Below are 12,096 nucleotides of genomic sequence, written 5' to 3' on the forward strand. Positions count from 1 at the left end.
TTAGTTACACTCTCTTTCTACGGTAGCGAATGTACCAAATACATACCGCTATACCGCCAATTCCTATTAATACATACGCCACGTTCGAATAAATATCCATGTAGTGGACGATTGACTCCCAATTATCACCGACTGCCGCGCCGATGGAAACGAGTGTTGCATTCCAAATCAAGCTGCCGATTGTTGTTAGCAGAATGAATAGTGGGAAATTCATACCCGACATACCTGCCGGAATCGAAATAAGGCTCCGAATCAGTGGGACAAGACGACAAAGCAGTACTGTCCAAGGACCGTATTTGTCGAACCATGCGTCCGCCCTGTGAATGTCTTTTCGAGTAAGACGCAAAATAGATCCCCATCGATCGACAATCTTCTCAAGACGTGGCACATCGAGAAATGACCCGATACTATACAAAATCATCGCGCCGACAACCGATCCAGCTGTCGCAGTAATGATGACACCCAACTGCGTCATATCTGAATACGTCGTCATGAAACCACCAAACGTTAAAATAACTTCAGATGGTATAGGTGGGAAGATATTCTCAATCATAATTAATAAAAACACGCCAAAATAACCAAACTGGCTCATAAATTCAGTAATCCAATTTTCCATGCTGCTCCACCGCCATCTATTACTTTACTAAATATGGGCCCTCTATGCAAATAGAGTTCGACAGCAGAAAGGACGATTCAGCACGACTAGAAGTTTCGTTTTCTGTAATGTATTTTACGCAAGAAGAGGTACAATTATGAGTTCATTTTTTCTGCATTCGATTTTAACGGTATCAACGAATTATTTTATGGACTTTCTTTTACCATTGATAGATAGTTTGATTGAAATAATTTCGCTGTTCAATTTCAGAAATTCTTCATCTAATGCCCAAAGTTCCTGATTTAAACACGTCACTGCTCCCTAATTCGAATATCTCCTATTTTATGCCTTGATTTTAAAAACATACTTTTAAAATGTGGATATCTTTGTTTTTTATTAAGTTATCCTCATTTGAAGTGGATAACTTAATGAAATTGTTGATAATTTCAGAAAATTACTTCTTATCCACAGAACTATTTGATTAAATCTTTACTTTCGGAAAAAGTTATCCACACTGACCATGTCAACAAAAATATAGCCATCCGATATTTACCGGATGGCCCACATTCATTCTTCTTCGAGATTCACAGTCAATTGATCACGCAAAGCTCTTTTCAAGAACTTACCTACAGATGTTTTCGGTATCTCATTCATGAAAATAACGTCGTCCGGAACCCACCATTTTGCAAATTGATTTTCAAGATAGCTTAGTAATCGCTTCTTCATTTCTTCGTCTGCTTTTTGTCCCTCTTGTAAAACAACACAAGCAAGCGGACGCTCCAACCAGTTTTCGTGTGGCACCGCAATCACCGCCGCCTCGAATACAGCTTCATGGGTCATCAGCGCGTTTTCAAGATCAACGGATGAAATCCATTCACCGCCACTTTTAATCAAGTCAGCCGTGCGATCCACCAACTTGAGGTAACCGTCTTCTGTGATTACTGCGATATCTCCAGTATGGAACCATCCGTCTTGAAAGGCTATAGCAGTTCCACCATCTTTATAGTACTCACTCGCAACCCAAGGACCTTTGATCGTTAATTCGCCCATTGTTTTGCCATCCCAAGCCACTTCTTTACCCTCTTTAACAATCCGAACCTCGAGTCCCGGCATTGTTAACCCTTGGAGTACCCGCATTTCAATTCTCTCATCCATTGTTAAATTATCCATTTTCGATGTAAAAACTGACAAACTAACAAGCGGCGTCGTTTCTGTTAAACCATAGCCAACAATAAATGGAACACCGTGTTTCTCTTCGAATGCACGAATCAAACCTTTTGGTGAAGCCGATCCGCCGCTGACAATAGCACGCAATGACGAGATATCCCGTGGATTTTGCTCAAGTTCTTTCAATACTGCCAGCCAAATTGTTGGCACACCTGCAGTAAGCGTTATTTTTTCCTGCTCTATTAAATCAAGGATGAGCGCTGGATTGAAGCCAGGACCGGTTAAAACTTGTGTAGTGCCAAAGAAGACGGCTGCAAAAGGCATTCCCCAAGCATTCGCGTGGAACATCGGAACGATTGGCATAGCAACATCCCGTTCCCCTATACCCATCGAATCAGCCAGCCCCAGTGCATAACTGTGCAGCACAAGCCCACGGTGTGTATAAACGACTCCTTTTGGATTTCCAGTTGTTGCGGATGTGTAACACATGCCCGCCGGCGTATTTTCATCAAGATCCTCTGGGAATACGTAGTCATCTGACGCAGCTTCAAGCAAAGCTTCGTATGAATGCACATTTTTAAGCGATGTTTCTGGAGTTTCTTTACTATCCCCCATAATGACGTAATGTTTCACGGTCTTTAACATTGGTGCAAGTTGCGATAGGTGCGGAAATAAATTATCATCGACAAGCAATATTTCATCTTCCGCATGGTTAATCACATACGCAATATGTTCAGGAGACAAACGGATATTAATCATATGAAGAATCGCACCTGTACACGGTACCCCGAAGTAAGCTTCTAGGTGGCGATGATGGTTCCAGCCGAACGAACCTACTTTTGTTCCATGTTTCATCCCAAGTTTCGTAAGCGCATCCGCAAGTTTCCGTGACCGTTTTGCGAAATCTCTGTATGGTATCCGATGAATTGTATTTTCTGCTGTCCTCGAAATGATTAATTTGTCTGGGAAATACTGTTCAGCCCGTTTAACAAATGACGATAATAAAAGTGGTGTTTGCATCATAAATCATCCATCTCCTTTTCAGTTGGAATTAATGATTTTCACTTTTTTGCCTTATCCCTTTTGCCTGCCAATAGGGGTGTTCGGATAAATCGGAGACCCGCATTACAGGTGTCAAACAAAAATCAGTTCCCAATGAAATAGCGAGCCATTCACTCCATGTCATCGTTGCGATGTAAGCGCTTACTTCTGAATGTTCGAGAGTGCCTGTGGCATAGAAAGCATAGTGTTTCCACTCAGGATGTTTTGCAAATTCACAGAAGTTGTCCCAAAACTTTGGCTCAAGAGCCCCAAGCGCAACGTGGCGACCATCTTTTGTCTGATACAATCCGTAACAAATGGTAGTACCATCAATTTCTGGAATACCTCTATCTGAAATACCTTTTTCATTGTATGCCAGATGCGTCCCTTGAAAATCAGCCAATACCTCAGTAATTGCAATGTCGACGAATGCACCTTCTCCTGTACGAAACTTCTGTACAAGTGCCGCGAGAATACCTTCTGAAACTGCAACTGCACCGCAATAATCTGCAAGTGTATTTTGAGGATGAATTGGATTTCCTTCCTGATTAGTAAGTTGGGAAAGAATTCCCGACATCGCCAAATAATTAATATCATGACTCCCTACTTCAGTTAGAAGCCCTGATTGACCATACCCTGTCATCGAACAATAAATAATATCCGGTTTCAATGCTTTTACAGTGTCATAATCAAATCCAAGACGTTTCATCACACCTGGTCTGAACGATTCCAAAAGCACGTCCGATTTTTTGATAAGTTCTATCAACGATGCTTTACCTTCTACGGTTTTCAAATCAAGGGTGACGAATTCTTTCCCTATATTGTTTGCTTGATGAACGATTCCGCCACTCATGTTTTTCGCTGGATCGCCGCCCGGAGGTTCTACTTTAATGACATGGGCTCCCATATGTGCAAGACGCATCGCAGCATACGGCCCCGGAAGATAATATGTGACATCCAGCACATTTATACCTTTTAACATACTCATTTCCTACAATCCCATATTTTTTGCGATGATGACCTTCATGATTTCATTCGTCCCTGCGTAAATCGATGCGACGGGGATGTCCCTGTACCGCCTCGCAATTTTATATTCCTCCATATAGCCATATCCGCCGTGCAGCTGCATGCATTCCGCCGAAATTTCACGCGCTGTATCGGTAAGCCAATATTTGGCCATCGATACTTTTGTGACGACATCTTTACCGGCAAGATGATCCTCGATTAGGGATTCGACAAAAGACTTGCCAATTTCCACTTTCGTTGCGATTTCTGCTAGTTTAAACTGTGTATTTTGAAATGATCCAATTGGTTTGCCAAATGCTTTCCGTGACTTTACATAGTCTAATGTCATTTCCAACATGTCTTCTGATGCGATTTGCGCAGCAATCGCGACAACAAGCCGCTCTTGCTGAAGTTTTTCCATCATGTAACTGAACCCTTTTCCTTCCTCACCAACTAAATTCGATACAGGTACACGGCAATCTTCAAAAAATAACTCCGCTGTATCTTGGGAATGCAAACCGACTTTATCAAGCTTACGTCCTCTCGTGAATCCAGGTGTTCCCTCTTCAATGACAAGTAAACTAACTCCCCGGTGTTTCGGCTCGGCTTTCAAGTCAGTTTTCACAGCGACAAGTATGAGGTTCCCATTAATACCGTTCGTGATGAATGTTTTTTGACCGTTGACGACATAGTGATCACCGTCTTTTATTGCCGTCGTCTGAATATTGGCTAAGTCCGAGCCTGTTCCTGGCTCAGTCATGGCAATCGCCGTAATAATGTCAGCGCTTATACAACCCGGCAGCCAGCGTGCTTTTTGCTCTGGCGTACCAAACGATTCGATATAAGGAACGACGATATCATTGTGTAAACCCACTCCGGTAAGACCCCCTCCTACGCGTTCGAGTTCTTCTCCGATGATGACACCGTAGCTAAAATCAAGTCCGAGCCCGCCGTACTGTTCTTCAACTTGCGGACAAAGAAAGCCCATTTGTCCAAGTTTTTTCCAAAACGCAATCGGAATAAGCCTCTCTTTTTCCCATAAGTCATAATTTGGAACTGCTTCTTTCTGAAGAAACTTTCGAAGCGAATCCCGAAACATGTCATGCTCATCTGTTTCAAATCTGTATTTCCCCACTGGTTAACCCCCCCTTTTTTTCCATGTGCTTCAAAAAGATATATGTTATCTATCAGCGCTCGTCGATGATATATCTTTAACTCTCGACTTCCAAATCACTTCGGTTGCATCCGGATCGCACCGTCTAACCGGATGACTTCACCGTTTAGCATCGTATTCGTGAAAATACTTTCAACAAGCATTGCATATTCGTTCGGCCGGCCAAGTCGTTTCGGAAACGGCACCATTGAAGCAAGTGATAAACGCGCAGCTTCAGGTAATCCGTCAAACAGCGGTGTTTCTACAAGACCCGGCGCAATTGTCATCACACGAATCCCGAATGCCGCAAATTCACGTGCAATCGGTAATGTCATCCCAACGACACCGCCTTTTGATGCACTGTATGCACTCTGTCCAATTTGCCCTTCGAATGCAGCAACAGAGGCTGTATTTACAATAACTCCGCGCTCGCCTTCTTTGTTTGGTTCGTTCTCTTGCATAGCAGCCGCTGCCACACGAATCACGTTAAATGTCCCTATCAAGTTAACCCGTATCACTTGTTCAAATTGTTCAAGCCCCATCGGAGTACCTCGCGATACGACTTTACCTGGTGTCGCAATCCCTGCGCAATTGACTACGGCAGTTAACTTCCCGAAAGTCTCTTTGACGGAGGCTACATTCGCCTCCACTTCTTCCGCACTTGCCACATCCGTTTTCAAGAATACAACATTTTTTTCCCCAAACTCATTTGCAAGTGCCAATCCACGCTCTTCATTCATATCGAAAATAGCTGCTTTTCCGCCGGCATCGATTATTCTTCTTACAGTGGCCTCCCCAAGACCTGATGCTCCACCTGTTACGATTGCTATAACCTGATTCATTTCCATCCCTGAATCCCCCTTTTCAATCACGCCTCGGTGTGATTACGTCAAGATTTTGAATTGAGCTTGAGGCCTACAGGGTGGAAGGATTGAACTTCATTCCTCCCTGTTAAATCCGTTCGATAATTGTAGCGTTAGCCATACCCATTCCTTCGCAAACCGCGAGCAATCCGTATCGGCCTTCTGTCCGTTTTAGTTCATGGATCATTGATACGAGCAATTTCGTTCCAGTCGCGCCAAGCGGATGGCCAAGTGCAATGGCACCGCCGTTCGGATTCAATTTCTTAGGATTTCCCCCGGTTTCTTTCAGCCAAGCTAGTGGAACTGGTGCAAATGCTTCGTTCACTTCATACGTATCCATATCTTCTATTGAAAGACCCGCTTTTTCTAATACTATCCGGGTCGCTTCTATAGGCCCTGTCAGCATTAACGTGGGATCAGACCCTACAACAGAACGCGCAACAATGCGGGCAATCGGTTTGAGTCCAAGCTCATTCGCTTTCTCCTGTGACATTAGAAGTACCGCCGATGCACCGTCACTCATTTGACTAGCATTACCCGCAGTGATTACGCCATTTTCATCAAAGACTGTTCGTAACCCAGCCAGCACTTTCGTTGTCGATTCGGGACGAGGCCCTTCATCTTTAGAAAACATTTCAGTTGTACCATCATCTCTCGTGATTTCGACAGAGACGATTTCTTCTTCAAACTTCCCTCCATCGATTGCCCGAATTGCTCTTTGGTGGCTTTCGAATGAAAAGCGGTCAAGTTCCTCGCGTGATAAATTCCATTTTTTAGCGATTCGTTCCGCCGATAGTCCTTGATTAATAATTTCATGTTTTTCTATGAGTTTTGGACTTGGTTTTGATTCTCCCATGTTAGACTTCATGGGAGCGCGCGTCATACTTTCCACGCCGCCTGCAATGACAATATCCATATCTCCCGAAAGAATGGCTTGTGACGCAAAATGCACAGCTTGCTGACTTGAACCGCATTGTCGATCGATTGTTACTCCAGGTACATGAACAGGAAATCCAGCGATTAGTGCTGCGGTTCTAGCAATGTTACCGCCCTGCTCTCCTGCCTGCGTCACACATCCTAAAATAACGTCATCAATAGCGCTTTTATCAACTCCGGCACGCATGACAAGCTCCTCAAGCACTACCGCTGCGAGGTCATCCGGTCTATAATTTCCAAAACTTCCCTTTCTTCTACCAATCGCGGTCCGTACCCCTTCAATAATAACAACTTCTCTCATTCCCTAATCACCCCTCTCAGATAAGCGACTTTACAATGACACTCCATTTTTAGTTTCTACACGCAACTGTTATTTCGAAAACTTACCAAATTCATAGATTATTCTCATAATGATAGTTTACATGAAATCCCTACTATTTTCCATAGCTATAGTAAATCAACTCAGCCTTAAGACCGAGTTGCAAATCCGTACAGCGCCTGTTTGGACAAGTGTAAAATCGTTATAAGATTAAGCTACAAACGAAAGGAGGAACAACACATGAAGAAACTTGGTTTTGCAGTACTTGGTATTACGGCAGCAATTATCGTCCTTGTGAATCTTGGATCACTTCTTGCACTTGCCTTTTCTGCATTGATTGCATATGCAGGGTTCCATTATTTCAGAAAAAGTAATTCTACAATCTCGAAAATTTTCTGGGGCGGCGTACTCATTCTCGCCTTGTTAAGCGCTATAGCGAATGTACCAGCGTTCATTGGGATCCTCGCAATTCTCGGTGTTTGGTATGCTTGGCGTAAATGGAAAGGCTCAGAAAACAACAATGTCATCAGTAATGTTTCAAACGATCCCTTTGTAAACTTTGAACGCCAATGGAATGACATCACAAAATAAGAGGAGGAACTATTAATGAACTCACTTTGGAATAGATTTAAATACTCGGTACAAGCAGATCTCCATACTCTATTCGACAAAAAGGAAACGAAGAACCCAATCGCAATGTTGAACCAATATATTCGTGAGGCTGAAAAACAGACTGATTCAATCGGGAAATTACTTGAACGACAAAGCACACTGCAAACTGAATTACAAAAAGAATTGTCAGAAGCAGAAAAAATGGCGGACAAACGTCGGAGTCAGCTTGAACTTGCAATAGTTGCTGGTGAACAAGACCTAATCGCATTCGCTGAAGAAGAAATTTCCGCGTACGATACACGTGCTGCAGAACTATCTGAAAGTGTTATGGAGACAGCTTACGAATTAATCTCTTTAGAGCGTAAATTCGAAGAGATGAAACATAAAGTAAAAGATATGAAAGTGCGTCAGCTACAATTGATGGGCAAAGAAAACGTAACGCGCGCCCATCACCGTATGGACGAAGTTATTTCACCGAAAAATGCAGACAGTAACATGGGCACAATCGGTGAGATGAAAAAGTATATTGAAAACCTTGGTGGGAAGATTGAACGTGAATTCGAAACGTCTTCAATGGACCGCCGACTTCAATCATTAGAGAAAAGTTCCGCAAAAGAGACGGAAGTTGTGTAAACTAGACTATAGGAGGAGGGTGTCTTCAGGAAATGGCAATAGTTGCCCGCCTTCCTTTTCCTTTTTTCAAAAAATCTGACCTCAAGAAGGAGGAGCAATAAATGGATCGAGCTAATACGAGCAAAATTACATTTTGGGGATTTACCTTTCTGCTGCTCATATTTGTCGAATCAGCATTCTTTCATAACGGGAATATCGTGTTCGCCCTTCTTGGTGCCGGATTTATTTATTACGGATCGAAGAAGCGCTCAAAACCTTTCTTTTTCATCGGACTTTTCTTCATCGCGGTCGCACTTTTTACATTGTGGAGCTTACGATTGCTCATTTTTGGTAGTCTTGTCTATATCCTTGTAAAGTTATGGAAAGGCGTACCGTCTGAAGAAATCATGCGTCCGCTAAAAGAAATCCAACAGGAAACTCCGAACGGCATTTGGAAAAACAAATTATTTTCTGTCCAATCCTCCCCGTTTTCGTCTTATGAGTGGGAAGATATTCACATTCAGGGGTTCTTTAGCAATATTCACATCGATGTGACAGATACAGTGCTACCAAAAGGAACCTCTTTAATTTCAGTGAGACAGGGATTTGGGAAAATTAAAATTGAGGTACCTTATGAAATTCCCGTTCGTATTCATTACACAACATTAATTGGTGACGCCAGAATTTTTGGCATTCATCGAAAACGACTTATCAATGAAACGCTTCATATGAAAGACAGTTATGAAGGCAAAATGCCTGATTCTCCTGAACTCATCATTACACTTTCCACTTGGGCCGGGGATGTTGAGGTGACGAGAAAATGAAAGCAGTCATCGGACGCGGTATTATGCTATCACTTCTACTTCTGGCCATTACAGCGGTGTATGTCTACTTCCTCCTTGGCCTACCATTGGAGGAAAGTTGGTTCGCCTTTTTCGAGTTGCAATTTGCGGAGGTTCCGCTTGGTTGGTGGGTTTTAAATACGATTTTTGTGCTTGCTTGGGGAATAGCCCTATGGAGTGGTACTTTAGGAAGTTCAAAAGAGAAGGCTATCGAGCAGAGATTAACTGGATTAATTGACACTGAAAAAGATGTCAGTTTAAAAGAGAAACTTTCTCCACGCATGGACCGGGCAATTGGTTCGGTGTCAACTGTCATTCAAACGCAACGAAAAAGTTTGCAGCGGATTATTGATGAACGAGCAGAAGCACAAGACAAAATTATCCAAGAGCGCATCATTCAAGAAAGACAGCGGCTTGCACGCGAACTGCATGATTCCGTCTCCCAACAACTATTTGCTGCATCGATGCTAATATCTGCTATCACGGAAAACAACGACGACTTATCAGCACAAAAACCTTTGCTCCAAATCGAACGCGTTGTACAGCAGGCGCAACTAGAAATGCGGGCTTTACTTCTTCATCTGCGACCAGCAGCTTTGAATAATAAATCACTTACAGAAGGACTTGAAGAGCTACTCGTTGAACTAAGAGAGAAAGTACTATTCGATATCCGTTTTCGTTTAGAAGAAGTAAATCTCTCAAAAGGGGCGGAAGATCATTTGTTCCGAATTGCACAGGAAACGTTATCCAATACGCTTCGCCACGCACAAGCAACAGAAGTCGATGTACTATTTGTAGAACGGGATGGCCTTGCCATTTTCCGCGTGCAAGATAACGGGATTGGATTCAAGGATAGTGATGGAAAAGGCGGATCCTATGGACTCCAAAATGTCAAAGAACGGGCAATTGAAATCGGGGGATCATGCAAAATTGTTTCTGTACCATCCCAAGGTACAATTGTTGAAGTGAAATTGCCTGCGCGAAGAGGAGATGAATCGAATGATCAAGATCTTATTAGTGGATGATCATGAAATGGTCCGGATTGGTGTGTCAGCTTATTTGCAGATTCAACCGGATATGGAAGTTATCGGTGAAGCAGAAAACGGGAGAGATGCAGTAGAAAAAGCACTCTCACTACGCCCCGATATTATTTTAATGGATATGGTTATGCCTGAAATGAATGGTGCAGAAGCAACTGCGGAGATTATTAAAGAGTGGCCTGAAGCGAAGATTGTCATTGTTACAAGTTTTTTAGACGATGATAAAGTGTATCCCGCACTAGAAGCCGGAGCCCTCAGTTATATATTAAAAACCTCAAATGCCAAGCGAATCGCGGGAGCAATTCGTGAAACTTTGAAAGGACAGACGGTGTTGGAGCCTGAAGTAACTACAAAGATGATGCAAAAAATGCGAGCTGGTAAGGACCGGCAGCCGCATGAAGACTTAACGGAACGTGAACTTGAAATTTTAATGCATCTTGCGAAAGGAAAAACGAATCAGGAAATCGCAGATGATTTATTTATTGCACTAAAAACAGTGAAGACGCACGTCAGCAACCTGCTATCTAAACTAGAAGTCCAAGACCGGACGCAAGCGGTCATATATGCATTTACACACGAACTAGTCAATTGACATATCAAAAGCGTAGGGCGCCGTTCAGAGGCGACAGGCATAAGACGGGTTGGCGAAGCAGCGTCCTTTGCTGCACAGCCAAACCGACTAATGACCCGAGCCTCTGGCGCACGGAGCTAGACGTATCAAAAGCGCAGAGCGCCTGTTCAGAGGCGACAGGCATATAAAAAAAGGCAGCCACGTAGATTCGGATAGTCTCCGTCCCTAAGTGGCTACCTTACTTATATAATTATTCCCCCACCAAGCGGCTCAACGCGTTAATAGTGCCTGCGTGAACGCCTTCATGCCAAATTACAAATTGAGCGACCGCATCTACTGTTACCATCGTATGCAAAGGACCAATTGACATCGGTTCTTGTAACGAATCGCTCAGTTTCCCATCAAGTGCTTTCATAATACGCTCCGGTTGTTCCTCTAACGCCACGAGAAGTTCTTCAATAGAAGGGATGTTCCCCTCCCAGCTCTCTGGAGTCGAGCCCGATACAAAAAATGAAATCCATTCCGGATTAACAAGCTCATAGCCCTCCACTGCTTTTTGAATAAGTGTTTCCATAGAGACAAAAATATGACCCGCGTTCCAGCGAATCGTGTTGCTGAATCCTGCAGGTTGTGTGTCCCATGCCTTTTCACTTATTTTGGCTACACGGCCAAGTGTGTATATACGACTGAATCTCAATTGATTCAATGTTTCGATTATAATCATCCCTTTCTTAATTCTCCCCCTCTACTCTATCGCACCCTCGGGGGAAATCAAAGCGGTCACTCCATATAGGGGCGACCGCTGCTTAATTATGGTTTAAATGGATCTTCATTCGGTTTCTCTTTGTTCCATTTGTCGTGTGTATGCTGGTCAAAATTGCTCTTTTCTTTATCTACCTCGCTATTAGGAGAACCTACGCCCGATACCGGTTTATTATTACCCGTATTCGTATTATTTATCTTATTTTCGGCGAAAGCAGACGGTTTGTTCTCACCCGTCTCTTCCTGTTCATTTTCTCTGAAAACTTCCGATGTATTTGAATCGGAAGGATCCGCAAGCGGTAGCTCATCGGATTTAGACATCCCTTTAACATTTGGTTCTAGATCGTCTTTGTTTGGATAATTGCCATCTGATTTTGTCATATCTACTTTAAATCCTCCCTCTTCGTACGGGGAACCGGGATATGCTTTCCGTCCCCTCGCACGGTTCTCGTTTTTTTATTTTGAGTCTTGTTGCTTTAACTTTCGCTATCAAAAATAGCCAATCGTTAACACAAGTATTGCTAGTAGTAATTCTAGTAACCCATTGAAAAGATTAATATATTACGGATTTCTGAACG

Annotated in this window: 13 protein-coding genes; 5 read left to right on the forward strand and 8 right to left on the reverse strand. The window is 43.1% G+C overall.

What is annotated here, in order from left to right; genetic code table 11:
* Positions 1–4: 4 nt before the first annotated feature.
* The 6 genes from AC1TO6_RS09040 to AC1TO6_RS09065 all read right to left on the reverse strand — a co-directional run bounded on the left by AC1TO6_RS09040 (position 5) and on the right by AC1TO6_RS09065 (position 7,061).
* Positions 5–616 (reverse strand): DedA family protein, encoded by a 612-nt coding sequence (locus AC1TO6_RS09040; protein ID WP_482101271.1) that lies wholly within the window; start codon positions 614–616, stop codon positions 5–7.
* A 546-nt stretch (positions 617–1,162) separates the two neighbouring features.
* Positions 1,163–2,785, reverse strand: a complete 1,623-nt coding sequence (locus AC1TO6_RS09045) for a long-chain fatty acid--CoA ligase (protein WP_482101272.1) — start codon at positions 2,783–2,785, stop codon at positions 1,163–1,165.
* Between the two features lie 28 nt (positions 2,786–2,813).
* Complete coding sequence (locus AC1TO6_RS09050; RefSeq protein WP_482101273.1) at positions 2,814–3,791, reverse strand: CaiB/BaiF CoA transferase family protein; 978 nt, start codon at positions 3,789–3,791, stop codon at positions 2,814–2,816.
* 3 nt (positions 3,792–3,794) lie between these two features.
* A complete protein-coding gene (locus tag AC1TO6_RS09055) occupies positions 3,795–4,943 on the reverse strand; it encodes an acyl-CoA dehydrogenase family protein (protein ID WP_482101274.1) in 1,149 nt (382 codons plus the stop codon).
* A 95-nt stretch (positions 4,944–5,038) separates the two neighbouring features.
* Positions 5,039–5,809, reverse strand: coding sequence for a 3-hydroxyacyl-CoA dehydrogenase (locus AC1TO6_RS09060; RefSeq protein ID WP_482101275.1), 771 nt, complete (start codon positions 5,807–5,809; stop codon positions 5,039–5,041).
* Positions 5,810–5,912: 103 nt separating this feature from the next.
* Entirely contained in the window at positions 5,913–7,061 is a 1,149-nt protein-coding gene (locus AC1TO6_RS09065; protein WP_482101276.1) for a thiolase family protein, read from the reverse strand.
* A 258-nt stretch (positions 7,062–7,319) separates the two neighbouring features.
* Here AC1TO6_RS09065 and AC1TO6_RS09070 point away from each other — a divergent pair, with 258 nt between their 5' ends.
* From AC1TO6_RS09070 to AC1TO6_RS09090, 5 genes are all read left to right on the forward strand, one after another.
* Positions 7,320–7,670 carry a lmo0954 family membrane protein gene (locus AC1TO6_RS09070; RefSeq protein ID WP_482101277.1) on the forward strand — a complete coding sequence of 117 codons (351 nt, stop codon included), beginning with the start codon at positions 7,320–7,322 and terminating at the stop codon, positions 7,668–7,670.
* Between the two features lie 15 nt (positions 7,671–7,685).
* Positions 7,686–8,324, forward strand: a complete 639-nt coding sequence (locus AC1TO6_RS09075) for a PspA/IM30 family protein (protein WP_482101278.1) — start codon at positions 7,686–7,688, stop codon at positions 8,322–8,324.
* 101 nt (positions 8,325–8,425) lie between these two features.
* Entirely contained in the window at positions 8,426–9,127 is a 702-nt protein-coding gene (gene liaF / locus AC1TO6_RS09080) for a cell wall-active antibiotics response protein LiaF (RefSeq protein WP_482101279.1), read from the forward strand.
* Positions 9,124–10,170 (forward strand): sensor histidine kinase, encoded by a 1,047-nt coding sequence (locus AC1TO6_RS09085; protein ID WP_482101280.1) that lies wholly within the window; start codon positions 9,124–9,126, stop codon positions 10,168–10,170. Before liaF ends, AC1TO6_RS09085 begins: the two co-directional genes overlap by 4 nt.
* The gene (locus AC1TO6_RS09090; RefSeq protein ID WP_482101281.1) at positions 10,145–10,777 is read left to right on the forward strand and encodes a response regulator; all 633 of its coding nucleotides are present in this window, start codon (positions 10,145–10,147) and stop codon (positions 10,775–10,777) included. The genes AC1TO6_RS09085 and AC1TO6_RS09090 overlap by 26 nt, the downstream gene beginning before the upstream one ends.
* 229 nt (positions 10,778–11,006) lie before the next feature.
* On the opposite strand, the gene AC1TO6_RS09095 is transcribed toward AC1TO6_RS09090, so the two are convergent.
* Complete coding sequence (locus AC1TO6_RS09095; RefSeq protein ID WP_482101282.1) at positions 11,007–11,480, reverse strand: DinB family protein; 474 nt, start codon at positions 11,478–11,480, stop codon at positions 11,007–11,009.
* A gap of 86 nt (positions 11,481–11,566) precedes the next feature.
* The gene (locus AC1TO6_RS09100) at positions 11,567–11,899 is read right to left on the reverse strand and encodes a hypothetical protein (RefSeq protein WP_482101283.1); all 333 of its coding nucleotides are present in this window, start codon (positions 11,897–11,899) and stop codon (positions 11,567–11,569) included.
* Positions 11,900–12,096 lie beyond the last annotated feature (197 nt).

It is taken from the genome of Sporosarcina sp. Y352, from assembly GCF_056786535.1.